Origin of the sequence: Streptomyces sp. NPDC052012 (assembly GCF_040689265.1) — a bacterium.
Lineage (GTDB): Bacteria > Actinomycetota > Actinomycetes > Streptomycetales > Streptomycetaceae > Streptomyces.
Genome location: NZ_JBFAXA010000003.1, coordinates 372,782 through 397,826, shown reverse-complemented (window position 1 = coordinate 397,826; position 25,045 = coordinate 372,782). Strand labels below are relative to the sequence as shown.

Annotated in this window: 27 protein-coding genes and 1 pseudogene; 16 read left to right on the top strand and 12 right to left on the bottom strand. The window is 72.7% G+C overall.

Features of this window, described 5'->3' with window-relative positions; translation table 11 throughout:
- Positions 1–150: 150 nt before the first annotated feature.
- Positions 151–969 carry an NmrA family transcriptional regulator gene (locus AB0412_RS08985; protein ID WP_366401837.1) on the bottom strand — a complete coding sequence of 273 codons (819 nt, stop codon included), beginning with the start codon at positions 967–969 and terminating at the stop codon, positions 151–153.
- 126 nt (positions 970–1,095) lie between these two features.
- Here AB0412_RS08985 and AB0412_RS08980 point away from each other — a divergent pair, with 126 nt between their 5' ends.
- The gene (locus tag AB0412_RS08980) at positions 1,096–2,031 is read left to right on the top strand and encodes an AraC family transcriptional regulator (protein WP_366401836.1); all 936 of its coding nucleotides are present in this window, start codon (positions 1,096–1,098) and stop codon (positions 2,029–2,031) included.
- A gap of 18 nt (positions 2,032–2,049) precedes the next feature.
- Here the strand turns inward: AB0412_RS08980 and AB0412_RS08975 are convergent, their stop codons facing one another.
- Positions 2,050–2,691: a methyltransferase domain-containing protein gene (locus AB0412_RS08975; protein WP_366401835.1), complete on the bottom strand. Its 642-nt coding sequence runs from the start codon at positions 2,689–2,691 to the stop codon at positions 2,050–2,052.
- A gap of 58 nt (positions 2,692–2,749) precedes the next feature.
- On the opposite strand from AB0412_RS08975, the gene AB0412_RS08970 reads away from it, so the two are divergent.
- On the top strand, positions 2,750–3,607 hold the full coding sequence (locus tag AB0412_RS08970; RefSeq protein WP_366401834.1) for an endonuclease/exonuclease/phosphatase family protein: 858 nt from the start codon (positions 2,750–2,752) through the stop codon (positions 3,605–3,607).
- Positions 3,608–3,617: 10 nt separating this feature from the next.
- Entirely contained in the window at positions 3,618–4,307 is a 690-nt protein-coding gene (locus AB0412_RS08965; RefSeq protein ID WP_366401833.1) for a helix-turn-helix transcriptional regulator, read from the top strand.
- 42 nt (positions 4,308–4,349) lie between these two features.
- Here AB0412_RS08965 and AB0412_RS08960 read toward each other — a convergent pair whose 3' ends face one another.
- On the bottom strand, positions 4,350–4,745 hold the full coding sequence (locus AB0412_RS08960) for a VOC family protein (protein WP_366401832.1): 396 nt from the start codon (positions 4,743–4,745) through the stop codon (positions 4,350–4,352).
- Positions 4,746–4,837: 92 nt separating this feature from the next.
- Between AB0412_RS08960 and AB0412_RS08955 the strand changes: the two genes are divergently transcribed.
- The gene (locus tag AB0412_RS08955) at positions 4,838–5,494 is read left to right on the top strand and encodes a hypothetical protein (RefSeq protein ID WP_366401831.1); all 657 of its coding nucleotides are present in this window, start codon (positions 4,838–4,840) and stop codon (positions 5,492–5,494) included.
- Positions 5,495–5,510: 16 nt separating this feature from the next.
- Here the strand turns inward: AB0412_RS08955 and AB0412_RS08950 are convergent, their stop codons facing one another.
- Positions 5,511–6,554 carry a substrate-binding domain-containing protein gene (locus AB0412_RS08950; protein WP_366401830.1) on the bottom strand — a complete coding sequence of 348 codons (1,044 nt, stop codon included), beginning with the start codon at positions 6,552–6,554 and terminating at the stop codon, positions 5,511–5,513.
- Between the two features lie 228 nt (positions 6,555–6,782).
- On the opposite strand from AB0412_RS08950, the gene AB0412_RS08945 reads away from it, so the two are divergent.
- Positions 6,783–8,330, top strand: coding sequence for a carboxylesterase family protein (locus AB0412_RS08945; protein ID WP_366401829.1), 1,548 nt, complete (start codon positions 6,783–6,785; stop codon positions 8,328–8,330).
- On the opposite strand, the gene AB0412_RS08940 is transcribed toward AB0412_RS08945, so the two are convergent.
- Positions 8,331–8,912, bottom strand: coding sequence for a dihydrofolate reductase family protein (locus tag AB0412_RS08940; RefSeq protein WP_366401828.1), 582 nt, complete (start codon positions 8,910–8,912; stop codon positions 8,331–8,333).
- 129 nt (positions 8,913–9,041) lie between these two features.
- Here AB0412_RS08940 and AB0412_RS08935 point away from each other — a divergent pair, with 129 nt between their 5' ends.
- Entirely contained in the window at positions 9,042–9,626 is a 585-nt protein-coding gene (locus tag AB0412_RS08935) for a dihydrofolate reductase family protein (protein WP_366401827.1), read from the top strand.
- The gene (locus AB0412_RS08930; RefSeq protein WP_366401826.1) at positions 9,623–10,036 is read left to right on the top strand and encodes a VOC family protein; all 414 of its coding nucleotides are present in this window, start codon (positions 9,623–9,625) and stop codon (positions 10,034–10,036) included. Before AB0412_RS08935 ends, AB0412_RS08930 begins: the two co-directional genes overlap by 4 nt.
- On the opposite strand, the gene AB0412_RS08925 is transcribed toward AB0412_RS08930, so the two are convergent.
- Positions 10,033–10,236 (bottom strand): DUF397 domain-containing protein, encoded by a 204-nt coding sequence (locus tag AB0412_RS08925; RefSeq protein ID WP_366401825.1) that lies wholly within the window; start codon positions 10,234–10,236, stop codon positions 10,033–10,035. The genes AB0412_RS08930 and AB0412_RS08925 overlap by 4 nt on opposite strands.
- The gene (locus AB0412_RS08920) at positions 10,233–11,045 is read right to left on the bottom strand and encodes a helix-turn-helix transcriptional regulator (protein WP_366401824.1); all 813 of its coding nucleotides are present in this window, start codon (positions 11,043–11,045) and stop codon (positions 10,233–10,235) included. The genes AB0412_RS08925 and AB0412_RS08920 overlap by 4 nt, the downstream gene beginning before the upstream one ends.
- 86 nt (positions 11,046–11,131) lie before the next feature.
- Between AB0412_RS08920 and AB0412_RS08915 the strand changes: the two genes are divergently transcribed.
- Positions 11,132–11,590, top strand: coding sequence for an ATP-binding protein (locus tag AB0412_RS08915; RefSeq protein ID WP_366401823.1), 459 nt, complete (start codon positions 11,132–11,134; stop codon positions 11,588–11,590).
- Here the strand turns inward: AB0412_RS08915 and mmuM are convergent.
- A complete protein-coding gene (gene mmuM / locus AB0412_RS08910; RefSeq protein ID WP_366401822.1) occupies positions 11,577–12,488 on the bottom strand; it encodes a homocysteine S-methyltransferase in 912 nt (303 codons plus the stop codon). The genes AB0412_RS08915 and mmuM overlap by 14 nt on opposite strands.
- 155 nt (positions 12,489–12,643) lie before the next feature.
- Here mmuM and AB0412_RS08905 point away from each other — a divergent pair, with 155 nt between their 5' ends.
- From AB0412_RS08905 to AB0412_RS08890, 4 genes are all read left to right on the top strand, one after another.
- Positions 12,644–15,337 carry a LuxR C-terminal-related transcriptional regulator gene (locus AB0412_RS08905; RefSeq protein ID WP_366401821.1) on the top strand — a complete coding sequence of 898 codons (2,694 nt, stop codon included), beginning with the start codon at positions 12,644–12,646 and terminating at the stop codon, positions 15,335–15,337.
- Positions 15,338–15,462: 125 nt separating this feature from the next.
- The gene (locus AB0412_RS08900) at positions 15,463–17,127 is read left to right on the top strand and encodes an MFS transporter (protein WP_366401820.1); all 1,665 of its coding nucleotides are present in this window, start codon (positions 15,463–15,465) and stop codon (positions 17,125–17,127) included.
- Positions 17,127–17,651 (top strand): hypothetical protein, encoded by a 525-nt coding sequence (locus tag AB0412_RS08895; protein ID WP_366401819.1) that lies wholly within the window; start codon positions 17,127–17,129, stop codon positions 17,649–17,651. The genes AB0412_RS08900 and AB0412_RS08895 overlap by 1 nt, the downstream gene beginning before the upstream one ends.
- Before the next feature lie 127 nt (positions 17,652–17,778).
- Entirely contained in the window at positions 17,779–17,976 is a 198-nt protein-coding gene (locus AB0412_RS08890) for a hypothetical protein (RefSeq protein WP_260830008.1), read from the top strand.
- A gap of 9 nt (positions 17,977–17,985) precedes the next feature.
- On the opposite strand, the gene AB0412_RS08885 is transcribed toward AB0412_RS08890, so the two are convergent.
- Positions 17,986–19,389: a DUF2252 domain-containing protein gene (locus AB0412_RS08885; RefSeq protein ID WP_366401818.1), complete on the bottom strand. Its 1,404-nt coding sequence runs from the start codon at positions 19,387–19,389 to the stop codon at positions 17,986–17,988.
- Positions 19,390–19,566: 177 nt separating this feature from the next.
- On the opposite strand from AB0412_RS08885, the gene AB0412_RS08880 reads away from it, so the two are divergent.
- Together AB0412_RS08880 and AB0412_RS08875 are read left to right on the top strand one after the other, a co-directional pair.
- A complete protein-coding gene (locus AB0412_RS08880; protein ID WP_366401817.1) occupies positions 19,567–19,998 on the top strand; it encodes an SHOCT domain-containing protein in 432 nt (143 codons plus the stop codon).
- A gap of 100 nt (positions 19,999–20,098) precedes the next feature.
- A complete protein-coding gene (locus AB0412_RS08875; protein ID WP_366401963.1) occupies positions 20,099–20,932 on the top strand; it encodes a class II glutamine amidotransferase in 834 nt (277 codons plus the stop codon).
- Here AB0412_RS08875 and AB0412_RS08870 read toward each other — a convergent pair.
- The 3 genes from AB0412_RS08870 to AB0412_RS08860 are packed head-to-tail and all read right to left on the bottom strand — an operon-like array spanning position 20,920 to position 23,464.
- Positions 20,920–22,281, bottom strand: a complete 1,362-nt coding sequence (locus AB0412_RS08870; RefSeq protein ID WP_366401816.1) for a diacylglycerol kinase family protein — start codon at positions 22,279–22,281, stop codon at positions 20,920–20,922. The genes AB0412_RS08875 and AB0412_RS08870 overlap by 13 nt on opposite strands.
- The gene (locus tag AB0412_RS08865; protein WP_366401815.1) at positions 22,278–22,745 is read right to left on the bottom strand and encodes a hypothetical protein; all 468 of its coding nucleotides are present in this window, start codon (positions 22,743–22,745) and stop codon (positions 22,278–22,280) included. Before AB0412_RS08865 ends, AB0412_RS08870 begins: the two co-directional genes overlap by 4 nt.
- 59 nt (positions 22,746–22,804) lie before the next feature.
- Positions 22,805–23,464, bottom strand: coding sequence for a DUF308 domain-containing protein (locus AB0412_RS08860; protein ID WP_366401814.1), 660 nt, complete (start codon positions 23,462–23,464; stop codon positions 22,805–22,807).
- Positions 23,465–23,671: 207 nt separating this feature from the next.
- Between AB0412_RS08860 and AB0412_RS08855 the strand changes: the two genes are divergently transcribed.
- Positions 23,672–24,733 (top strand): hypothetical protein, encoded by a 1,062-nt coding sequence (locus AB0412_RS08855; RefSeq protein ID WP_366401813.1) that lies wholly within the window; start codon positions 23,672–23,674, stop codon positions 24,731–24,733.
- A 21-nt stretch (positions 24,734–24,754) separates the two neighbouring features.
- Positions 24,755–25,030: pseudogene (locus AB0412_RS08850) on the top strand (carbohydrate esterase); the annotation flags it as partial.
- Between the last annotated feature and the right edge of the window lie 15 nt (positions 25,031–25,045).

Genomic DNA, 25,045 nt, shown 5'->3' with positions numbered 1-25,045 from the left:
CGAAGGTTTCCGGCTGCGCCGGCCACGGACGTGAGGTGTGGGCTTTCCGGCCGCGCCCGCCACGGACGCGAGACGCGAAGGTTTCCGGCTGCGTCCGCTACGGACGCCGGGCGTGGGGTTTCCGGGTCGCGCCCGTGGACGTCGGACCGCTCATCCCGCCTTCCATGTGCCGGCCGCAGCCTCCTCCCGTGCGAAGTCGGTGAAGTCGCGCGGCTCACGTCCCAGAATCTCCCGCACCCCGTCCTCCACGTGCGCGTTGCGGCCGTCGAGGAGGGTCGCGAACACCTCGGTGAGGAAATCGGCCTCCTGCGGCGGCACGCCGAAGCCGAGGAGCGCCTCGCCGTAGTCGCGGGGCGACACTGCGCGGTACGTCAGCTCGCGCCCCGTCGCCGCGGCGATCTCCGTGACCGCCCCGCCGAAGGTCAGCAGCCGCGGTCCGGTCACGCTCAGCACCCGCCCCGCGTACCGCTCGCCGTCCGTCAGCGCGGCCACCACCACATCGGCCACGTCCCGCAGATCCACGAACGGCTCCGGCACCTCACCGGCCGGGAACACCAGCTCCCCGCGCTCGCGCAGCTCCGCCACCAGCGGCCCCTCGCTGAAGTTCTGCGCGAACCACGCCGACCGTACGACCGTCCAGTCCGCGCCCGACGCCCGCAGCGCCTCCTCGGTGGGCAGCGCCTGATCCTCACCCCGCGCCGACAGCAGCACCAGCCGCCGCACCCCGAGCCGCACGGCCTGCCGCGCCAGTTCGCCGACCGCATCGGCGGTCCCCGGGGCCCCGACATCGGCAGGGTGCACCAGATACGCCGCGTCCGCGCCGCGCAGGGTGTCCGCCCAGGTCGTGGCGTCGGCCCAGTCGAAGCCGGTGGCCCGGGACGCCGCCCGCACGCCGAGCCCCGCCGCCCGCACCGCCCGCGCCACCCGGCCGCCGGTGCGTCCCGAGGCGCCCGTGACGACCACGGTCATGTCCGTTGTGTTCCTCGTGTCCTGTGTCCTCGTGTCCTGTGTCATGCCGACGAGTCAACTCCCGTGGCGGGCCCGCAACCATCGCCGAACGGCTCATTCCCATACGCCCGCGTCTACGCTGACCCCATGGACGCACTCACCGGCCTGCTGGAGGGCCCGCGCGCCCGGGGCGCGTTCATGATCCGGGCCTGTTTCGACCCGCCCTGGGCGGTGCGCGTCGAGGACGAGGCCCCGCTGTCGGTGATGCTGCTGGTCCGGGGCGAGGCCCGGATCATCCCGGACCGGGGCGAGTCCCTGCTCCTGCGCCCCGGTGACCTCGCCATCGCCCGCGGCCCCGACCCGTACACCTGCGCCGACGCCCCCGGCACGGCACCGCAGGCGCTCATCCTGCCCGGCGAGGAGTGCCGCTACCCCGACGGACGCCCCCTGAACGGCGTGATGGACCTCGGCGTGCGCACCTGGGGCGACCGGCCGGACGGCGCGACAGTGATGCTGATCGGCACCTACCAGATGCGCGGCGAGATCGGCGGCCGCCTGCTGGACGCCCTGCCGCCCCTGCTGTCCCTCGGCGCCGAGGCGTGGGACTGCCCCCTCACCCCGTACCTCATGCAGGAGATCGTCCGCGACGAACCCGGCCAGGAGGTCGTCCTGGACCGGCTCCTCGACCTGCTGGTGATCGCCGCGCTGCGCACCTGGTTCGCCCGCCCCGAGGCGGAGGCGCCCGCCTGGTACCGCGCCCAGGCGGACCCGGTCGTGGGCCCCGTGCTGCGCCTCGTCCAGGACGACCCGGCCCACCCCTGGACGGTCGCCGCGCTCGCCGCGAAGGCCGGTGTCTCCCGTGCGGCCCTGGCCCGCCGCTTCACCGAGCTGGTCGGCGAACCCCCGATGACCTACCTCACCGCCTGGCGCCTCGCCCTGGCCGCCGACCAGCTGCGCGACACCGACGCCACCCTCGCCGCGATCGCCCACAAGGTCGGCTACGGCACGGCCTTCGCCCTGTCGACGGCGTTCAAACGGGCGTACGGCGTCAGCCCTCAGGACTGGCGGACGCGGGCGGTCTGACGGCCGCCGCGCGAGGTGTCAGGCACGGCGGGCCAGCAGGTAGGCCCGGCGCGTTTCGACCTCGTGCGCGTACGGGGTGCGTTCCATGTGCATCTCCACGGTGAACCCGGCCGCTTCGAGCAGTCCGGTGACGGGCGCCGGCTGAAGGAAGCGGAAGTCGATGTCCACGTCGTGCCCCCACCACTCGTCCAGGTGCCGGACCTCCTCCCCGATGTGGAAGGAGAGGAGGAGAAGCCCGGAGGGACGCAGGATCCGCCGGGTCTCCGCGAAGGCGCGGGGCAGGTCGTCGGGCTCGAGGTGGATGAACGTGTAGAGGGCGACGGCGGCGCCGAACTCGCCGTCGTCGGCGGGTAGTTCCAGTAGGTCACCCTCTCGGAACTCCACCTTCGGGAACCGCCGCCGCCCGGCCTCGACCATGCCCGCGGACAGATCGATCCCGACCGTCCGCGCGCCCCTCCCGGCGAGCCAGGCCGCCACGTGTCCGGGGCCACAGCCGAGGTCGGCGATCGCGGCCCCTGGCGCTGTCTGTTCCCGAAGCGATGCGAGGAGCGCCCGGTCGAGCGGCTTCCCGTCGAGCTCGTCGTGCAGCCGGGCCGCGTACTCCTCGGCCACGGTGTCATAACTACGGCGCACCGAGTCGCGCTGCTCACGATCACTCATGCGGACACCATGCCACGGCCCGCGTCCCCTAACCTCGTGCAGGGAGACGTCGGATGCCATGGCTGTTCAGCGCAGGGAGGCGTGGGTGCTCGGCAGGGGGACGGGTTGGCTGGTGGGCGCCCTGATCGCGGCCTGCGCGGTGCTCGTCGGCCCCAGCGCGCCGAGCGGCGCCGGTTCCCTGCCCGTCGAGCCCGTCAGGGACATCGTGCCGAACCGGGTCATGACATGGAACCTGTGCAACCCGTGCGAGGAGAGCAACGTCCACCGGGCGGCGGAGATCGCCAGGTTCGCGCCCCAGGTGATCGGCTTGCAGGAGGCGTGCGTGCGGGACGTCCAGCGGATCCGGGAGCATCTGCGGAGCCTGCACGGGCTGGTCTACCACGTCGAGTACGGGCCGGTGCTGCGGAACTGGAGCCGCTGCGGCGGAGCGCCGTGGCGTCCGGGGGCCTACGGCCAGGCGGTGCTCTCGGCGGCCCCGATGACGGACGCCGTCAACACCGAGTACCCCGAGGGCGGCTCGGAGGACCGCGGGTACATGGCGGTCACCACCACGGTGGACGGCCGGCCGGTCCGCGTCTTCAACACCCACCTCGCCCAACGGCGTCAGGAATCGGTCCGCGCGGAGCAGACCCGCGTCCTCGCCGCGGCAGTGGCCCGCCACGACCGCGCGATCGTCCTCGGCGACTTCAACGCCGTGCCGGACGCCCCCGAGCTCACCGTCGTGTGGGACCTGGCCGCGGACGCGAACCCCCGGTGCCACCCCTCGGCCGCCGGCACCTGCGAGACGACCACCGACTGGCACACCCGGTTCGACTACGTCTTCCTGCGCGGCGGCATCGTCCCCGTGGGGCACGGAGTGCATCCGACCCCGTACTCGGACCACGACCTGGTGCACGCCGACCTGGACGCGGCATAACCTGGCGCATGTGTACGAGGAACGGGCGTCGCTGCTGCCCGGTGCGGTGGTGTGGACCAACACGCCGTCCGGGACCGGTGACGGCCGGGTGCTGCCCGACGGGTGCATGGACCTGCTCTGGCACGAGGGCCGGCTGCTGATCGCCGGACCCGACACACGGGCGTACGTCACCGAGGGCGCCTCGGGCACCTGGGCCGGCGTCCGCTTCCACCCCGGCACCGCACCGGCCCTGCTGGGCGTCCCGGCGCACGAACTGCGCGACCGGCGCGTCGACCTGGCGGACCTGCGGCCCGTGGCGGACGTACGCCGCCTCACCGCCCGCGTGAACGCCGCGGCCACCCCGCAGGCGGGCCTGGAGGACATCGCCCTGCGCTGGGCCGGGGAGTCCGGCCCGCCCGACCCGCTGCCGGCCGGCATCGTCGCCGCCCTGAACGCGGGCCGCCCGGTCGCCGCCACCGCCGACGAACTCGGCCTGAGCCCACGCCAGTTGCACCGCCGCTCCCTTGCCGCCTTCGGCTACGGCCCGAAGACCCTCGCCCGCATCCTCCGCCTCCACCGAGCCCTCACCCTCGCCCGCACCGGCGTCCCGTACGCGGACACCGCCACCCGCACCGGCTACGCGGACCAGGCCCATCTGGCCCGTGAGGTCCGGGACTTGACGGGCCTGTCCCTGAGCCGGCTGCTGGCCGGACACGGCTGAGACCCACGTGGGGCCGATCGGCCGTGAGCGTGATCTGCCTGGTCAGCCGGGCAGAGGGGCGAACAGGTCCACGCCGTTGCCGTCCGGGTCGAGGAGGGAGGCGTAGCGCTGGCCCCAGAAGGCGTCCCAGGGTTTCAGTTCGCCGTGGTGGCCTGCGGCCGTCAACTCCGCGTACAGGGCGTCCACTTCGTCCGGGCTGTCGCAGCGCAGGGCCAGCGAGGTGCGTCCGCCGTCCGTGGGTGGCTTCCAGTCCGGGTGGAAGGAGCGGACGACCTCCTCGGTGTCCAGCAGCAGGCGCAGTCCGCCCGGGAGGTCTGCTTCCACGTGACCCTGCTGTTCGGATCCCTCGGGGAAGGTGAAGCCGAGGCGGCGGTAGAAGGTCACGGAGGCGGCCATGTCGGAGACGACCAGGCCGATGGCGTCGAATCGTGCGGTCATGGGAGCACCGTAGGCAGGGGACGGCGGGCCGGTCTTGAAGGAATCGGACAGTGCGGGGTGGGGGTGCACGTCTGTGCGGCAGGATATGGGCCATGATCCGTCTCTCGCGTGTGCTGCCGCTGGTGCTGTCCGCCGTCGCCCCTCTGGTGCTCGCCGGCTGCGGCAGCGAGAAGAGCGGCGGGACGGAGGCGGAGGCGGGTGCGCGGGCCGGGGTCTCCCGGGAGCTCGGTGTGCGGGCTCGGGCCCTGGGGGTCGCGCCGGAGCTCGTCTATGTCACCGAGGTGCCCGGGTTCCGGCTCGCTCAGCAGTCCGTGGGGGTGTTCGGCGGGGACGGGTTCTCCGCGACCTATGTCTCGCGGCAGGACGGGCGGCAGATCCGGTTGACCGTCGACCGCGGTTCCGTGGCCGACGCCGGGTGCGGCACGACGCGGGCCGCGTGCGAGCGGGACGGGGAGGGGATCTGGTACCGCGGCGGCGGGGGCGGGCAGCAGGAGTATCTCGTCGCCGGGGCCGGACATGTGGTGCGGGTCCAGGGGGACGCGGGGGTGCCCCGGGACGTGCTGCGGGAGGCCGCGCGGGACGTGCACCGGCCGGCCGGGGACGAGGTGGCCGAGGTGCTGCCGCCCACCGGGCCGGGTGACGCGCAGGCACCTGACGCCCCTAGCGCACCCACCGCGCCCGTCGAGCGTGGTGATCTGCCCCCGGACGGAGACGGGGCACCCCGCAACGACGTGGATGCCGGAGGATGACGTTCCCCGCGGCGGCTCACGTGCGCGGCGGTGCCGTGCTCGCCCGTTCCACCAGGCGGGTCGACAGCTCCGTGCGGGTGCTCTCCGGGTGGTGGCCGTCCATCAGGCGCGACAGCAGGGTCAGGGCCGTGGCCGCCATCTCCGACAGGGGCTGGCGGACCGTCGTCAGGGGCGGGGTGAGCCAGCGGGCCTCGGGGAGGTCGTCGAAGCCGATGACGCTGAGGTCGTCGGGGACGCGCAGGCCCCGGTCGGCCAGCGCCTGGTAGGCGCCGAGAGCCATGCGGTCCGAGCAGGTGAACAGGGCCGTGGGCGGCTCGGGGAGGTCGAGGAGCTCGTGCGTGCGGCGGCGGGCCGCCGGCTCGGTCGCGGCCCCGTGACGGAGGTACTCGGGGCGGTGCGCGATGCCCGCCGCGGACAGGGCCGAGCGGTAACCGGCGACCCGGGCGTCGCCCGCCGTGGTGCGCCGCGGACCCGCGAGGACGGCGATGCGCTCGTGACCGGACGACAGCAGGTGCTCCGTCGCCGTCACCCCGCCCTGCCAGTTCGTCGCGCCCACCGAGATCACGCCCGGCGGCGGCTCGCGCACCGGGTCGATCATCACGAAGGGCACCCGGTGCTGGTGCAGCCAGGCGTACTGGTTCGCACTCGGCTCCGTCAGGTGGAACAGGACCCCGCAGGAGCCACGCGCGACCAGCCGGTCCAGCCAGCCGCGTTCCGGCGGTCCGGACCCGTCCCGGCCGAGCGCCGCCGACACGACCACCTCGAGGCCCGCCTCCCGCGCCGCCCCCTCCACCCCCTGCAGCACCGCCCCGGAGCCGGAGCGCTCCAGCGAGTCCACGACGAGGTCCACCAGGCGGGGCGCCCGGCCCGAGTCGAACCGGGGCCTGCGTACGTATCCCAGCCGGTCCAGCGCCTCCGTGACGCGGCGACGGGTCGCCGGGGCGACGTCCTCACGGCCGTTGACGACCTTGGACGCGGTGGGCACCGACACCCCCGCCTCACGGGCGACGACCGCCAGCGTCGGCCCGGCCGTCACGCTCGCACTTCCCGTACGGGCCATCGGCAACCCCACCCTCTCCCACCGCAGAAGCACACCGAGCACACCGAGCACACCGCGACCTCTGCGAGATCGCACCGTAGAAAGCGCTTCCTACCCTAGATCCGCCGATCCCTGGCGTGAAGCCCCGCGCGCCTGCGCAGGAATACCGATGAGCGTTGTGGTGCTCTTGTGTTACCGGTGGGTTGCGCCGGACGCATGAGCACGGTGCGGCGAAGGGCTGGTGGGCAGATGACGGCAGGCCGGGACAACCCCGTGATCAGGACCCCGTACGGTGCCGTACGCGGCCGGTGGGAGCGGGACATCGCCGTCTTCCGCGGCATCCCGTACGCGGCACCCCCCTTCGGCCCGCGCCGGTTCCGCCCGCCCGTCGCGCCGGAACCCTGGGACGGCGTGCGCGACGCCGGCGCCTTCGGCCCCACGGCCCCCAAGCCGCCGTACTCCGACGCCTTCGCCCAGTACCTCGCCGACCCGGTCGTCCCCGGCGACGACTGCCTCAACCTCAACGTCTGGACCCCGGACCCCTCGCCCGGCGCCCGCCTGCCCGTCCTCGTCTGGCTGCACGGCGGCGCCCTGACCCGCGGCTCCTCCGCCGTCCCCGTGTACGACGGCGGCACCTTCGCCCGGGACGGCGTGGTCTGCGTGTCGGTCAACTACCGCCTGGGCGTCGAGGGCTACGGCCTTTTCCCCGACGCCCCCGCCAACCCCGGCCTGCGCGACCAGCTCGCCGCCCTGCGCTGGGTCCACGACGCGATCACCGCCTTCGGGGGCGACCCCGGCCGCATCACCCTGGCCGGTCAGTCCGCCGGCGCGATCAGCACCGGCGCGCTCGTCGCCGCGCCGCAGGCCCAGGGCCTCGTCCGGCGCGCCGTCCTCCAGAGCGGACCCCCGGAGGCGTCCCCCCGGGACAAGGTCCGCCGCATGGTGCGCCGCATCGCGAACCGGCTGAAGATCCCCGCCACCGCCGAGGCCTTCGCCACCGTCGACCGGGAGCAACTGCTGCGCGTCCAGGCCGAGGTGGGCCGGCTGAGCAGCCCCGTCCTCGGCGGCCCGGCGTTCGGCATCGTGGTGGACGGCGACCTGGTCCCGCGCGACCCCCTCGACGCGCTGACGGACGGCGCGGCGCCCGGCGTCGACCTGCTGATGGGCTGGACCAGCGACGAGTACCGGCTCTGGCTGGTCCCCGGCGGCCTCGTCGACCGGGTGAACCGCCTCGGCGCGGTCGCCCTCGCCGGAGCGATGGCCCGCTGCCACTGCGGCAGCGACGTCCCGCGCGGCTACCGCGCGCTGCGGCCGGACGCCAGCACCGCCGAGATCGTCGGCCAGATGGTCACCGACCACCTGCTGCGCCTGCCCCTGCACCGCCTCGCCGACGGGCGCACGGAGCCGTCGTACGTCTACGAGTTCGCCTGGCCCTCCAACCGCCCCGGCCTCGGTGCCTGCCACGCCCTGGAACTGGGCTTCGTCTTCGACAGCGGGGACGTGCCGGAGGCCCGGAAGCTGGCGGGGGAGGGGGCGCCGCCGGAGCTGGCGGACGCCATGCACGGCGCGTGGGTGGGCTTCGTCTCCGACGGGCGGCCGGGGTGGCAGCGGTGGGACGCACGCCATCCCGTCCAGCTCTTCGACGAGGGCACACCGCGGATCGCCTACGGCCCACGGGACCGCGAACTGAACCTGTGGTCGGCCACGGAGCGGATCGAGGAGCCCACCCCCGAACTCCGCTCGGCGATCAGCCGCCTGCGGCGCAGCGGTGCGCTGCGCCGGCATCCCTCGACGTGATCAGCCGCCCGCGCCCGGCGGGGCGTCGAGCACGGTGGGAACGTACTCCAGCAGCTGCAGCCGGCCGTCGAACGTCCGGCTCTCGACCACGTCGAGCTTGACGTCGGGATACTCGTCGAAGATCCGGTCCCGCCCGGTGGCGCCGGTGATCACCGGGAAGATGACCACGCGGAAGCGGTCCACCAGGCCGGCCCGCAGCAGTGACCGGCACAGGCTGACGCTGCCGAGGGTGCGCAGGGGACGCTCGTCCTTCCGCTTCATCTCCCGCACGGCCTCGACGGCGTCCCCGTCGACGAGCTCGGTGTTGGCCCAGGACAGCGGTGCCTTCAGGGTGGAGGAGAACACCACCTTCGGCATCGCCGTCAGCGGGCCGAGACCGGCCGCGTCGTCGGGCATCTGCTCGGCGAACCCGTGCATCAGCCGGTACGTCGTCGCCCCCATCAGGGTCGTGTGCCGATGCTCCGACGGATCCTCCAGCCAGGCCAGGTACTCGGGCCCCTCCATCCCCCAGAAGCCGGGCCAGCCCTCGGCGGCGCCGTAACCGTCGAGGGAGATGATGAAGTCCACCATCAGCGTTGCCATGGTCGTGCCTTCCTGTCGCGGGTGCGCTGTCCCTGGGTTGACCGCGGACGCGACGAGAACTCATCGGTCCCGGCGCCGATGACTTCTCCTGCCGCCCGAAGTCGTTCCTTGTGACAGAGGGAGGACAGGATGAGCAATCCGATCAGGCTGTACATGTCGATGTCGCTCGACGGCTACATCGCCGGCCCTGACGATCGACCGGGCCAGGAGCTCGGACGTGCGGGCGGACGTCTTTTCAACTGGCTCGACGACCGGGAGGGCGACGGTCCCAGCGGACAGGTGTATCGCGAGGCGATGGCGACCGGCGCGGTGATCTCCGGCCGTCGCACCTTCGAACTCGCCGGGCGCTGGCAGGGCGACCATCACGACGGCGTGCCGATCTTCGTCCTCACCCACCATGTCGACGACGGGGACGTGCCACCCGGCCACGCGCGCTTCGTCACCGATGTCGACGACTGCGCCCGTCGGGCGCGCGCCGCCGCCGGGGACCGGCCGGTCATGGTCCACGGGGCGGGCGCCGCCCAGGCGCTGCTCCGAGCCGGACACATCGACGAGATGGAGATCCACCTGGTTCAGGTGCTCCTCGGGGACGGCCGACGGCTCTTCGACCACCTCGGTGGTGACCACATCGAACTCGACCTCGTCCGCGTGCTCCGGGACCGGGACGTCACGCACCTCCGTTACCGGGTACGTCATCACGGGGAGACCGCATGAAGACGCTCTTCGTCTCCTACCGCGTCACCGACCTGGACCGCTCGCTCGGCTTCTACACCGCCCTGGGCTACGTCGAACTGGGCAGGGTCGACACCGGGGACGGGAGTCACCTCGTGATCCTGAAGTTCCCCGGCGAACCGGCCGCCTCCCTCGAACTGGTCCACCGTCCCGTCGAGGGACGGGTCGACGTGGGCAGCGGTTTCGATCACCTCGCGATCCAGGTGGACGGCCTGGACGCCACCGTGGGGCGGCTGACCGACGCGGGCCTGGAGCCGGGGCCCGTCGAGTACCCGGGCGGTCCGCAGGGCCCGAAGACATCGTGGCTCACCGACCCGGACGGTTACCGGATCGAGTTGGTGGAGTGGCCGCCCGGTCACGCCGACGGCATCACCGACGCGGACTTCTCCTAGAGCGCCGGCAGGAACGCGGTCCAGGCGCGCGGGGTGACGGTGAGGTGAGGGGCGTCGGGGGTTTTGGAGTCGCGGATGTGGATGGCGTCTTCGTCGCTGCTGTAGGTGGACTTGCGCCAGGTGTAGGCGACTTCCAGGCAGGCGCCGCCTTCGTCGCCGCTGTAGCTCGACTTGAACCACCGAAGTGCGGTGCTGCTCATGCTTCTCCTAGAAGACGGTCCAACATGGCCCTGGTGTCCTCAGTGTTCAGAGCCTGCGTTCGCAGCATCGCATACTTCTGGGTAAGGATCCCCACCTCGTCCGGGTTGGCGATCAGTTGGCTACCCCGCTGGGTTTCCGTGTAGGCCAGCCGCTGGTATTCGGGCGTCTCCAGCAGAATGAACGGGCCGTTGAGCCCAGCATGAGAGGTCCTGCCCAGAGGCAGGATCTGAAGCACGACCCCGGGTGCTTCGGCGTATTCTCGCAGGTGCTGCAACTGCTCGATGTAGACGTTCCTGCCGCCCAGGTGGTCCCGCAGCGCCGCCTCCCAGATCACGAAGCTCACTGTTGGCGGCACCCTGCGGTGCAGAATCTCGCGTCGCTGCACCCGTGCCGCGACCAACTGCTCGATTTCGTCCCCGTCGTAGACCGGTACGCGGCTGCGGAAGAGAGCCCGTGCGTACGGCTCGGTCTGAAGTAGGCCCGGCACCACCAGAGCCTCGTACCACGAGATCGCGACAGCCTCCCGCTCCCGATCCAAATACTCCTCCGCCCACAACGGAACCAGATCCACCTCCGGCATCCTGCTCACCGCGACCGACAACGCCCCCTTGGTGCACAGGAATTCGTCGAGATGCTCGGCGAGGTCCGGCTTCAGTGGCCGTCTGCCCTGCTCGATCGACGCGATCTGCTGCTCGCTGATGCAGAAGTGCTCACCCAGCGACCTCTGGGTGTACCCGGCGGCCTGACGGTAGAGGGAGAGAAGGGCCCCGACCATCTTCATCGCGGAGGCGTTCTTGCGTGTGCTCATGCGGTCCGAACTCCCCACCCGCGCCCGTACGTTCACCCTCGCGCACCCGTACAAACCAGCTGTACGAGTGCGCGGACTGTTTCATGATGACCACGGAGCGTGACTCTCGTCCCGTGAACCAGGAAACTCCACCCCTGCCCCAACTCCCGTCCCCCCGTGAGCGTTTCTTCCGCCGTGAGCGCCGGTCCGTGCCCGACGCGCGGGAGTTCGCGCGCAGCGCGCTCGAGGACTGGGGCGTGCGCGGGCGCACGGACGACGTGCTGCTGTGCGTCAGTGAACTCGCCACCAACGCCCTGCTGCACGGCGTACCGCCCGGCCGTGGCTTCCTGCTGAGGCTGCTGGCCCACGGCGGCGACGGCGCCGTACGCGTCGAGGTGCACGACAGCGGGGGTGGCGTCCCCGCCGTACCCCGGGCGGCGGAGGCCGGGGGCCCGGGGGAGGGCGGGCGCGGGCTGCTGCTGGTGGAACAGCTGGCGGACAAGTGGGGTGTGGGGGAGCGGGACCCCGGCAAGATCGTGTGGTGCGAGTTCGCTACGTCCCCCTGACCACCTCGGCGACGGACCTGATCGTCTCAGGACCCACCCGGCAGCACCCGCCGATCAGCCGTGCTCCGGACTCCTGCCAGCCCGTGACCTGGTCGGTGCTGAAGGTCGACCGGCCGGTCCAGTCGCGTGCCGCGGCGTCCCACCGTTCCCCGCTGTTGGGGTAGACCACGACCGGTTTGCCGGTGATGCGGGCCGCCAGGGCGACGGCTTCGTCCGCGTCCTCGGGCGTGCAGCAGTTCACGCCCACGGCGACGACCTCGTCCGCCTCGGCGGCCAGGGCGAAGGCGTTCGCCAGGGGCTGGCCGGCGCGGGTGCGGTCGCCGGTGACGGAGTACGACAGCCAGGCCGGGACGCCGAGGCCGCGCAGGGCGCGCAGCAGGGCCTCGGCCTCGTCCGTGTCGGGGACGGTCTCCAGGGCCAGGACGTCGGGGCGGGCGGCGGCCAGGACCTCCATGCGGGGGCGGTGGAAGCGTTCCAGCTCCGCGATCGTCAGGCCGTAGCGGCCCCGGTACTCGGAGCCGTCCGCGAGCATCGCGCCGTACGGGCCGACGGAGGCGGCCACCCACAGGGGGCGGGCCGCCCGGGTGCGGCGTGCCGCCTCGCGTGCCGCCTGAACGCTCAGCGCCAGCAGCTCCGCCGCCCGCCCGCGGTCGATGCCGCGCCTGGCGAAGCCCTCGAACGTCGCCTGGTAGCTCGCGGTGATCGCCACGTCCGCGCCCGCCTCGAAGTAGGCGAGGTGGGCCTGCGTGATCGCCTCGGGGGCGTCGGTGAGCAGGCGGGCGGACCACAGGTCGTCGGAGAGGTCGTGGCCGGCGGAGGCGAGCTGGTTGGACATGCCGCCGTCGAGGATCAAGGTGCCCGCGGCGAGTGCTTCCGCGAGGCCGGGCGTGTGGTGCACACCGCCGACGGTAGCCGACGGTGGCCGGTGGTGATCGAGCCACCGGCCACGGTCCGTTCCGTGCGACCGCGCCGCTCACCGCAGTGCGCCCCTGCCGCCCCGGGCGGATGCTGGGAGGAGCACGAAGTGAACCTGATGCATGGGCGGTGAGGGCCTTGACGGGGTTCGCGGAGGAGGGTCCGCCACCGGCGCACCCTGTCGCCGATCCGCACGGTGATCCGTTCCTGCGCACGCGGTTCGTCGTGCCCGTGTGCCCGGTGACGTTCCTGCGGCGGGAGCGGCTGACCCGGCATCTGGACCAGTCCCCGCGCACACCGCTGACCATGGTCAACGGAGCCGCGGGTGCGGGGAAGACGCTGCTGGTCGCCGACTGGGTGAGGCGCCGGCAGCGAGCGCCCGTCGTCTGGCTCACCACCGACGCGGCCGGTGACGCACCGGGCATGTTCTGGGCGTATCTCCTGCAGGCCCTGCGGGTCGCCGGTGTACCGCTCCCGGCGGACGTGGGCGTTCCGGCGGACGCGCAACGGGTGAGTCCGGGGCTGCCGGCCCGGCTGGCCGCCGGCCTCAGCGACCGTGAGCAGCCCGTGATCCTCGTGCTCGACGAGTTCGACCGGGTCACGGCCCCGGAGATCGCGGAGCAGCTGGAGTTCGTACTGCACCACGCGGGGCCCGGACTGCGGCTCGTACTCGTCACCCGTACCGAGCCGCTGCTGCCCCTGCACCGGTACCGGGCCACGGGAGAGCTGACGGAGATCAGGGACGCGGAGCTGGCCTTCACCCCGCACGAAGCGGCCGAACTCATGGAACTGCACGGGCTGCGGCTGCCCCCGGCCGCCGTGCGTGCGCTGGTGGACCGCACCCGGGGCTGGGCGGCCGGCCTGCGTCTGTGTGCGCTGGCGGCGGCGCGAAGCCCGGACCCGGAGGCGTACCTCAAGGACTTCGAGGCCGACCGGAGCACGATCGCCGACTTCCTCCTGGCGGAGGTGCTCAAGCGGCAGGACCCCGAGACGCAGGATCTGTTGCTCCGGGTCAGCCTGCTCGACCGCTTCGGTCCCGAGCTGGCGAACGCGCTCACGCGGCGTGATGACGCAGGGGCCATCCTGGCGCGGCTGAGCCGGGACAACGCGTTCGTCGAGCACCTCGGGCACGACACGTACCGTCTGCATCCCCTGTTCGCGGAGATCCTCCGCGCCCATCTGCGGATGCGGCGGCCCGGTCTGGAGACGGGACTGCACCGGCGGGCCGCCGAGTCCTTGCGGCGGTCCGGTTCCCTCGCCGAGGCGCTCGGCCACGGTGCCGCGGCCGGCGACTGGGAGTTCACCGCCGCCGCCCTGATCGACGATCTGGCCATCGGGCAGTTCTTCACGGGGCTGCGCTCCGACGCGGTGACCGGGCTGTTCTCCCGCATGGGGCAGGAGCCGCGGGGCCCGGCTCCGGAACTGGTGCGGGCGGCCCGGGAACTGTCACGGAGCGATCTGGTCAGCGGCTTGACCCACCTGCGGCGTGCGGAGCAGGCACTCGAGGAGAGCGGGAGTGACGCCGAGGGCGACGACACCGGCGCAGCGGCACGGCTGAGCTGTGCGCTGCTGGAGGTGCTGGCCGCGCGACTGGCGGGTTCCCCCGCGAAGGCGGAGTCCGCCAGCGAGGCGGCCGGGAGACTGCGCGAGAAGGTGCCGGGCCATCTGCTGGCACGCCATCCCGAACTCGACGCCCTGTTGCTGACGCATCTGGGCTCGGCCCAGCTGTGGGCCGGCCGGTTCGAGGAGGCGTGGGACGCCCTGTCCGCCGTGGCGGGCGCCGCCGCCCAGGCGGTGACGGCGCTGCCGCGCGAGGACTCGCTGGGCCGCCTGGCGCTGATGGACTACCTGAACGGCTGGCTGAGCGGGGCGGAGCGCAAGGCGCGGGCGGCGATCGCCGAGACGGAGCGGTTCGGCCTGCCCCAGCCGTCCGGGGCGGGTGTCGAACGCCTGGTCCTCGCGGCCGTCGCCCTGGACCGCGACGAGCTCGGCCAGGCGCGGTCCCTGCTCGACGCGGCGGCCGTGTCGCCGCCCGCGCTGCGGGATCCGGTGACGGAGGCGGGCCGGGCCATCGTCACCGCCAGGCTGCATCTGGCGCAGGGCGATGCGAAGGCCGCACTCAAAGCGGCGGACTGTGTGATTCCGGCCGATGTGTCCTCGCCCTGGGCGGAGGGCCAGACAGCAGTCGTCGCGGCCGCCGCCCACTTGGCCGAGGGCCGGGCGGACACCGCGGCCGATCTGGTGCGGCGGCTGCCCGAGGAGCAGCTCGCGTGCGCGGTGGGGGCAGCGGGCATCCAGCTCGCCGCGGGCCGGGCCCGGGCGGCGGTCCACCTGCTCGACCGCGTACACCCCGAAGGACGCACGGGGCCCGCGGTGACGGTCAGGGCGGCGCTGACGCGTGCCCGGGCCGCGGACGAGGCGGGCGACCGGGCGGCAGCCGGCCGGCTGGTGGCCCGGGCCCTGCGCGAGGCACGCGGCGAGCGGCTGCGGCGCCCCTTCGTCGAGGCGGAACCGTGGATCCGGCCCCATCTGCGGTCCGAGGAGCTCCACCGGCTGGCGCGGGGCTGGCTCATCGACAGATCCGCTCAGCCCGACGGCGGGCAGGGGCGGCACCTGCACCGAGCTCCGCTCCTGCCCGTGGAGGAGCTGAGCGGACGCGAGCGTGATGTGCTGCGGCGGCTGGCCCAGATGATGTCGACCGAGGAGATCGCCGCCGACCTGTACGTCTCGGTGAACACGGTCAAGACCCACCTCAAGAGCATCTACCGGAAGCTGCAGGTCAACCGGCGCGGTGAGGCGGTACGCCGGGCGCGTGAGCTGAAGCTGCTGTGAGAGACGGCGGACGGCGCCGGCACATTCGCCCGTGAGGGGTGAGGCGCGCACCGCGGGGATCGGGTGCGATGGCAGCGGCGACCGGTCACCACCGGCCGCCGGGGCCGATCCGGCGAGGTGGGCACGTGAGGCACTGGCGGGCGCTGATCGTCCTGGGGACCGCGCAGTTCCTGATGGTCCTGGACACGGCCGTCATGAACGTGTCCATCAGCCAACTCGTGGAGGACTTCGACACCGAGGTCACCGCCATCCAGGCCGTCATCACGCTGTACGCACTGGTCATGGCGGCCTTCATGATCGTCGGTGGCCGCCTGGGGGACATTCTCGGGCGCCGGCGTGTGTTCCTCGGCGGCCTCGTCGTCTATGCCACCGGCTCGGCCCTGACCGCGATCGCGCCGACCCTGTGGGTGCTGGTACTGGGCTGGTCCGTCATCGAGGGACTCGGCGCCGCGCTGGTCCTGCCCGCCATGGCGGCGCTCGTCGCCGAGTCCTACCGGGGCCGCGACCGGGCCGTGGCCTACGGCGTCGTCGGCGGTCTGGCCGGCGCCGGGATCGCCGTCGGACCGCTGCTCGGCGGTTGGGTCACGACGTATCTCAGCTGGCGACTGGTCTTCGCCGGGGAGGTCGTGGTCGTACTCGCCGTCCTCGCCCTGCGCCACGCGATCACCGAGGCTCCCCGGGCCGGCGGGCGCCCCCGACTGGACGGGGTCGGTGCCACGCTCTCCGCGGCCGGTCTGGCGCTCGGGGTGCTCGGCGTCCTGCAGAGCAGCACCTGGGGATGGGTACAGCCGCGCAATCCGCCCTTCACCGTCCTCGGATTCGCGCCGACGCTGTTCGTGGTCGGGGCCGGGATCGGCGTTCTCGCGGTCTTCCGCCGGTGGGAACGCCGACGGGAGGCGCGTGGTGCCGAACCACTGGTGCATCTGCCGATGCTCGAGCGGCCCGTGCTCAGGTCCGGCCTGCTGTCCTTGCTCAGCCAGAACCTCATCCTGCTCGGGCTGTTCTTCACCATCCCCCTGTACCTGCAGGTCGTGCAGGGGTTCGATGCCTTCGAGACGGGACTGAGGCTGCTTCCGGTGTCCGTCACCATGCTCGTGACCTCCCTCGGCGCCGCCCGGCTCGGCCGCCTGGCCGGGCCGCGCTTGGTCGTCCGGCTGGCCCTGACGACCGTGACCGCAGCCGTCGTCTGGCTGCTGGCCACCATCGACCCGGTCATCGACGACGCACAGTTCGCCGGGGCGATGGCGCTGCTCGGCGTCGGCATGGGTCTGTTCGCCTCGCAGCTCGGCAACGTCGTCCAGTCCAGCGCGGGCGAGGAGGAACGCAGCGAGGTCGGCGGGCTGCAGTACACGGCGCAGAACCTGGGCTCCGCGCTCGGCACCGCGCTCATCGGATCGCTGCTCATCGGCTCCCTGGCGCACGCCTTCACCACGCAGGTGGAGAACGACGCGCGGCTCTCCCAGGAGGCCCGGCAGCAGGTCGGTGTCCACCTGGAAGCCGGCGTCACCTTCGTGGCCACCGACCAGGTGCGCTCGGCGGCCACACGCGCAGGTCTGCCGCCGGCCGAGGTGGAGGTGCTGACGGAGTCCTACGCGTCGGCGCAGCTCGACGGCCTCAAGGCGGCGATCCTGGCGACCGGTGGCATCACGCTGGCGAGTTTCCTGGTCACCCCGCATCTGCCGGGCCGCGGACGCGAACGCCCCCGGCCGTCCGATGCCGCAGCCCGGACCGCCCCACCAGGCCCCACGAGCCCGGGGCACCCCGGCCGGACGAGTACAGGGAACCCGTGATGCCCGGCACCAGGCATGCTTCGAACCACCGTGCCGAAGGGCGTGCCGAGCACCGGAAGCACGCCGACTACACCGGCGGCGTGTACGGATCCATGCTCGCCGCGTCCGTGATCGTCGGGGCCGGCTCCCTGGGGCAGTTCCCGCGGCTGGAACTGGTGCTGCTGCTGTTGCTCACCGGCGGGGTCTTCTGGATCGCCCATGTACACGCGCAGCTGTTCGGGGCACGGCTCGCGCAGCAGACCTGGGAGCGCCGCGTGGTGCTGCGCGTGTGCCGCGACGAATGGCCGATCGTCAAGGCCGCCCTCCCGCCCGCGGCCGCCGTGGCCGTCAGTCCCGCGCTGGGCCTCGACGTGCAGGGCGCCCTGTGGTTCGGGCTGTCCGTCGCCGTGGCCGGGCAGGTGGGCTGGTCGGCGGCGGCGGCCCGCCGGGCCGGTGCCGCATGGCGTCAGGTCGCCGCGTCGGCGGCGGTGAACCTGCTGCTGGGCATGGTGATCATCGGGTTCAAGCTCTGGCTGAAGAAATGACCCCGCCCGTCCGGGGCGCCGGGCGGAGTATCACCTGTGCGGGGTGAGCCGGGCGGGAGCCCCCTGGGCGGACGATCGCAGGGTGCGGGCGTGACCCGCCGGCCTCAGCCCCTCGGGAGAGCAGCTCATGCGCTACGAGATCCGCGTCGACGGGCACCTCTCGGAACCGCTGATCAACGTCTTTCCGGAGCTCGACCACGTGGTGATGTCCGGCCAGACCCTGCTGTTCGGGCACATCGTCGACGACGCCCACCTGTACGGGCTGCTGGCCCGCTGCCAGTCCCTGGGGCTGCGCGTGCTGGAGATACGACAGGTGCCGGAATGACGCGTGCCGTCATGCGCTCTCGGCACGTACCCTGCCGGACCGGACGGCCGCCCCCAGCGCCTCGAAGTCCCGCTCGTTCTGGTCGGCGTACGCCTGCGCGAACAAGGTGAGCGCCCGGTCGAAGCGGTCACCGCCGCCCAGATACGCGGCGATGGCGACGGGGTCGCCGGACCGGGCGTGCGCCCGCGCCAGGCAGGCCCCGCACAGCCGCGCGAACAGTCGCAGCAGACCGGGATCCATCGTCTCGGGGCGTGCGATGCCCTTCCAGTCGCGCAGCTGCCGTACGTAGAAGTCGCGGGAGCGGCCGTCCAGGCCGATGGCGTGCGTCCAGCCCAGCAGGATGTCGCTGGTCGTCTGGATCAGCCGCTGTCCCGCCACCACCCTGCGGCCCTGATGGTCGTACCGGACGCCGCCCGTGTACGGCGCCAGCACCGACTCCTGCGCCTCCTTGGCCTGGAGCAGCAGGGGATCGTCGTCGTCCCTGCCGAGCAGCAGCACGATCCAGCAGCGCGTGCCGACACTGCCGACGCCGACGACCTTCCGGGCCACGTCGACGAGGTGGTAGCGCCGCAGCAGATGCCGGCGCTCCGACGACAGGGAGCGCGCATAGTGGTCCAGGACCTCGCGGAGCGCCTTCTCCTCCGTCTCGGGATCGCCCAGCAGATCGCGCAGCGGGGTGATCAGCGGAGGGTCCGGCGTGATGCGCCGCCCTTCGGCCGTGACGCGGGTGAGCTTCGCGAAGGCCTGCAGGTGGGTGCGGGTCCGTGCGCGTGCGGCGGCCTCGGCGGTACGGCGGGTGGCCTCGCGGTTCTTCGACGAGGCGAGCAGCTCCTGTATCCGGTCGGCGTCGTCCTGCGCGTACCAGATGTCGAGGGTGCGCATGCCCGCGAGCTCCCGCATCCGCCGCCGGTACGCCCTGACGCACGCCCCGACCGCGTCGTTCTGCTCGCCCGCCGAGAAGCCGTTCGCCCGGCCCGCGATGGCGAAGCCGGCCGCCAGCCGCTTGACGTCCCACTCGAACGGACCCGGGAGGGTCTCGTCGAAGTCGTTGATGTCGAACACCAGACGGCGTTCCGGGGACGCCAGCAGCCGGAAATTGAGCAGATGGGCGTCCCCGCACAGCTGCACCGTCAGACCGGTGCCCGCGAGCGGCGCGAGGTCCGACGCCATGACGGCCGCGGCTCCCCGGTAGAACCGGAACGGGGACTCGAGCATGCGTCCGTAGCGGATCGGCACCAGCTCGGGCAGCCGGGTCGCCGACTGCCGCTCGATCAGGTCGACGGGGTCGGGCCGGTCCTGGGCCGCCTCGAACCAGCCGTGGGACGAGCGGGGTGCACGGCTGCGCGCGTTCCGGCCGCAGGCGGCCCGCTCGGCCGGAGACAGGGAGGCGCTGAACGAACTGGGCACGGCCATCGCTGTCTCCCGCCTTTCTCCCGCCTGCCGGGAGCGACGCTCTCCGCACCTCATCTCAGCGCACCCGCGTCGCCGCCGGATCACCCGCCCCGGGTGAGGTGGCCCCGGTCTGGCGGACACACGCTGAGTTCGGCACTCCACGGCAGGTCGTGGACGGGCCTGGAACGGAGGACACAGATGAGTGCGGTGACTTACCTCGCGTACGACTATCCCTTGCTGAGCGCCTTCTGGACGATGCTGGTGTTCTTCCTGTGGGTCATGTGGTTCGTGCTGCTCTTCCGGGTCGTCGTCGACATCTTCCGCGACGACGACCTGAGCGGCTGGGCCAAGGCCGGATGGCTGGTGTTCACCATCCTCCTGCCCTTCCTCGGCGTCTTCGTCTACGTCATCGCCCGGGGCAAGAACATGGGGCGCCGCGAGATCGCCCAGGCCCGTGCGCAGCAGCAGGCCTTCGACAGCTACGTCCGTGAGACCGCCAAGGGCGCGGGCGGCCCGGCCGGCAGTGTCGACCAACTCGCCCGGCTGTCCGAGATCAAGGCCCGCGGCGACATCACGGACGAGGAGTTCCGCAGGGCCAAGGAACTGGTCCTCAGCGGGCACAGCACGTGATGCGGGCACGAGTGCGGATGCGGTCGCGGGGCAGACGTGGCACGTTGGAAAAATCGGAGCCGCGCACGTGGCAGGGGTCGACGCGGAACGGGGGCCGGTGATGTGCCGATGGCTCGCCTATTCGGGCACCCCCATCCTGCTCGACACCATCCTCTACAAACCGGCGCACTCCCTGATCGACCAGAGCCTGCACGCCAAGCTCGGCGTCGAGACCACCAACGGTGACGGATTCGGTGTCGGCTGGTACGGCTCGCACATCGAGACGCCGGGGATCATCCGCGAGATCGGCCCGGCGTGGAGCAACCGCAATCTGCGGGAGATCGCCGACCATGTGCGCTCGCCGCTGTTCTTCGGCCACATCCGGGCCTCCACGGGCTCCCCGGTGCAGCAGACCAACTGCCACCCGTTCCGCCACGGCCGCTGGATGTGGATGCACAACGGAGCCATCGCCGAGTTCCACCGCATCCGCCGTGACCTCGCCCTGGCCGTCGACCCGGAACTCTTCCTGTCCATCGAGGGATCGACGGACTCGGAGCTGATGTTCTATCTGGCGCTCACCTTCGGTCTGGAGGACGACCCGCCCGGCGCGGTCGCGCGCATGGCGGGCCTGGTGGAGCGGATCGGGCACGAACACGGTGTGGAGTACCCGCTGCAGATGACCGTCGCGGTCACCGACGGGGTGCGGTTGTGGGCGTTCCGCTACTCCTCCGAGCGGCGGTCCCGCTCCTTGTTCTACAACACGCGTGTGGAGACGCTGCGTTCGCTTCACCCGGAAATCGGTTTCCTCCGTGAGGTGTCGGACGACACCCGGCTCATCGTCTCCGAACCTCTCGGTGACATGCCCGGCGCCTGGAACGCCGTCCCCGAGAGCACGTACGGGGTCGTCCAGCCGGAGGGGGACGCCATGTTCGACTTCACTCCTCAGCCGGTCTGAGCACGGTCTGCGCCCGACCCGGCGGCCGCGGTCCGGCCCGGGGCCGGTCGGCCCAGCGCCAGGCGTGCCACCCCCGGCCAGTCGGCCGCCGTCCCGCTCACCCTCGACCCGCTCGCGCGCCGGCGGGGCACACGAACCCTGAGGGCCCCGGGCTCGACACGGCACACGACGGGCGACGGCAGGACCACGTGCTCCCCGTCGATGCCCACCGGGAGCCGGTCCGTGCCGGCCTCGACGACGACCTCGACGGCGCTCAGGCGGACAAGTCCCCCGGACCGCGGACCCCGGGCCAGCCGCGCCGCCTGAGCGGTGCTGTCCACCCGGACGCCCACCACCCCGAGGAGCCCCGAGTCCAGCCGCTCCCTGCGCCCCGGACGGGCGGCGTCGACAGCGCGTCCGTAGGGATTGTTGCTGACGAGAAGTGCCTGAAGTCCGTCGACCTGCGTGGCGTCGGCCCGCGCCCGCAGCCTCGGCGCCTCCTCGCCGGCGAGGAGGCCGGGGAGGGCATGCAGTGCCGTACGGGCCTTGGCGTCCCGGTAGGCGGGGTCGGTCACGATCGACGCGTACGTGCCGAAGGAGGCGTTGTTGACGAAGACCCGGTCCGCGGCGTAGCCGAGGTCGATGCGGAATTCCACGGCGTCGGTCAGAGCCTCCAGAGCCGCCGCCGGATCGTCGCGGTCCAGGCCAAGATCGAGGGCGAAGTGGTTGCGGGTACCGGCCGGGATCACCACGAACGGTACGTCGTGGTGCGCCGCGACCTCGGCCACCAGCGCCTGAGTGCCGTCGCCGCCCGCCACCGCCAGCAGATCGGCCCCCTCGGCGACGGCCTGCCGGGCCAGTCCGGTCACGTCCTGGCGCCCTTCGAGCAACACCACCCGGCAGCCGGCCGCCCGGGCCTGCTGCATCAGGCGGAAACGGCCCACCTTGCCGCCGCCGGAGCGTGGATTCATGAGGATCCACGGCGCGTGCGGGCCCTCGGCGACAGCCTGCCCAGTCCGTCCGGTGGCGGTGGGCGCGGCGCTCAGGGCCGTGCGTGCCGCCGTGACGGCCAGCATCCACAGGGCCAGGGACAGCAGGGCGGGCCACAGCATTCCGTGCACGGCGTACAACACGAGGACGGCGACCGGAGCGGCCACCGAAAGGATCACTCCCAAGGCGCGCAGCGCTCCGGTGTGCGCCAGAGTCCACCACACACCGACGGCGACGAGCGCCAGTCCCGCCATGCCGGCCAGCAGCCACAGCACGCTCGCCAGACCTGCGGCGACGAGCGGCACCACGATGCTTCCCAGCAGGGCCAGCACGGCGAGGCGCGCCCGTCCGGTCCGGCCCTCGGGCACGGTCGGGGTCATGCCCGGTGCCGTGGGCGTTCCTCGTGCAGCGGGCGCTCCTCGGACAGGTCGAAGAGATTGCCGCGCTGGACCACGCACAGGGCCCAGATGATGAAGCCCGAAAGCGCGATCATGACGACCGACCACACCGGGTAGTAGGGCAGGGAGAGGAAGTTGGCGATGATCACGAGGGCGGCGATGGCCACCCCGGTGACGCGTGCCCAGGTCGCCGTCCGCAGCAGGCCGAAGGCGACGACCGCGGCGACCGCGCCCAGGGCGAGATGGATCCAGCCCCAGCCGGTCAGGTCGAACTCGAACACGTAGTTCCGCGTCGTCACGAAGATGTCGTCCTCGGCGATGGCCATGATGCCCCGGAAGATGTCCAGCAGGCCGACGAGGAACAGCATCACGGCCGCGAAGGCCGTCAGGCCGGTCGCCCATTCCTGCTTCGCCGTGTGCTCCGGACGGGTGTGTGTGGCGGTCATCTTGGATCTCGTTTCGTACTGGACGTTACGGGAGACGGTCCCGGCCTCCCGGCGGCCGGTCAGGCCGTCGCGGTGGGGGCGTGGGACCCGGTGAGGTGTGCCGTGCGGAGCGTGGCCCGCCATGCGAGGGCGACCGCCGCCTCGGTCAGAGCGAGCAGCACCAGCCACAGGCCGAGCAGCCGGGTCAGGGCGCGGGCCGACTCGGCGGGCAGAGCGAGGACCACGATCCCCGCGACGATGCCGAGCACCGCGGCGCCCAGGACGACGCCCCGATGCGGCAGCACCTCGACGGCGATCGCGGTGTACAGGGTGAGGACACCGGACACGAGCCAGACGACACCGATGATCAGTGAGAGCGCGGCGACCGTCTGCAGCGGGTTGCGCAGACACAGCACCCCGGCGAGGAGGAACAGCACGGCCAGGAGCAGGCCCGGGAGCCGCTCGTGTCCCTCCCGCGCGAACACGGCCACGAAGCGGAAACCGCCGGTCACCAGCAGGTACAGGCCGAGACAGACGGCCACGACGTGCAGTGTCGCCTCCGGCCAGACCAGGATGAGGACGCCTGGCACCAGCGTCGCGACGGCCGACCCCAACAGCCAGGTCCATGAACGGCCGAGACGCGCGAGAACGTCGGCGGAGTCGCCGAAGGGATCCGCGGCCGCGCCGCCGGGCCCGCTCTCCTGTCCCGGGTGCGATGCCGGGCCATGCGGCATGGTCATCATGTCCTCCTCGCACGCCCGAGCGGTCGCCTCCGGGCCCTCGCGGGGCGGGCCACGTCGGATGCGGTGGGCGCTCGGCCGACCGTTCAAGGGTCACCCTGCCGGTCAGGGACCGGGTCACCCACCACGGGTGATCCCTCGACGCCGCGGCGGCGATGGGCTGGGGTCCTCGCCGCCAGGACCGTCGGACGCACGAGAAGACACGTGATGAGCGATCCGAACACCGAGCGCAGGCACGGCGCCCGGCCGGGGCCGGACGCCGGCGGCCCCGGCCGGACAGCGGCACCTGAAGCCGCCCGTTCCTCCGAGGAGCCCTCCCCGGAGCGCTCGCTGCTGGCCTCCGTCGTCACCGATCCCGGGCACCTGCCCGAGATCCTCGCCGGGTTCGCCGTGCGCCGCCTGGGTCCGGCCGTGCCCGGAACCATCGCCCGTCTTCGGCGGGACCACCCCGGCGCGACCGAGGAGGAGCTCCGGGCCAGGGTGGTCGCGCGTGGCCGACGGGCCGTGGTGGCGGAGGGCTCCCTAGTGGGCGGCCCGTTCCTCGTGCTCATCCCTCTCGCCTTCTGTGCGGCGCTGCTCCGGCAGGCACGTACGGTCCTGGAACTGGCCGCGCTCGACGGGCGTGACCCCACCGCGACCACCCGCGGCGCCGAACTCCTCGTCGTCCAAGGCGTGTACGGGGACACGCGGCAGGCACGAGAGGCGCTCACCCGGAAGGACCGCGCCGCCGGTGCGCGCCCCCGGCGGACTCGCTGGACGGCTCAGTGGGACGTGACCGTGCGCATGGCCCACCTTCTCGGCCTGCTCACGCCGGGGTACGAGAGCGGCAGGAGCGAGGACACAGGCCGACGCGCAGGGCGCATCGGCGTCCAGGCCTGGCGGTGGCTGCTCCTCTGCGTGGTCGTTCTGGTGGGGCTGGTCGCCCCGCTGGTCTGGCTCCCGTACATGGCGGTGGTCTACCGGCGCGCCGACGTCCGCCTGACGGACCGTGTCCTCGCCTTCTACTTCGCCGCCACCGAACCCGCCCCGGCCCACCGGAGCCGCCGCCTCGAACCGGAGGTCGTCGCGGCCGCACTGCGTGCGCTGTTGTCCCTCCTCGTACCGCTCGTGCTGATCGCCGTGACCTTCCTGACCGGTCTGCGCATCGCCGGCAGCCGCTGGCCGGTCCTCGGGATCGCGCTGGCCACGGCGTCCGCCGCCGTCGGCGGGCTCTGGTACGGGTATCGCCGCCGGCGTCAGGTGCCGTCACGGCACGCTCAGAAGCGTTGACCTGTGCGCGGCCCACCCTTGGGACAGCAGCTGCCGCAGTACCTGCGCAGGGGCCTGTCGGTGGCCGACCACGCCGACTCGGGGGAGAGTACGGTCAGTTATCTAGGGAACCCCCCAACTCCGGGAGTGCGGGAGCGGGGTGGCCGACCGGTTCTGGTGACGCCGATCGTGCGACGCTGGTTCAATGCCGACGGCACCCACCCCTCCGTGCACGGCGCCACCGTGTACGCGGGCCTGGTCCGGGACGAACTCGTCGCCCGGCATCTGGTGCCCGAGGGCAGAGTCAGGGTGGGATGAACTCCTGGGGCGCTC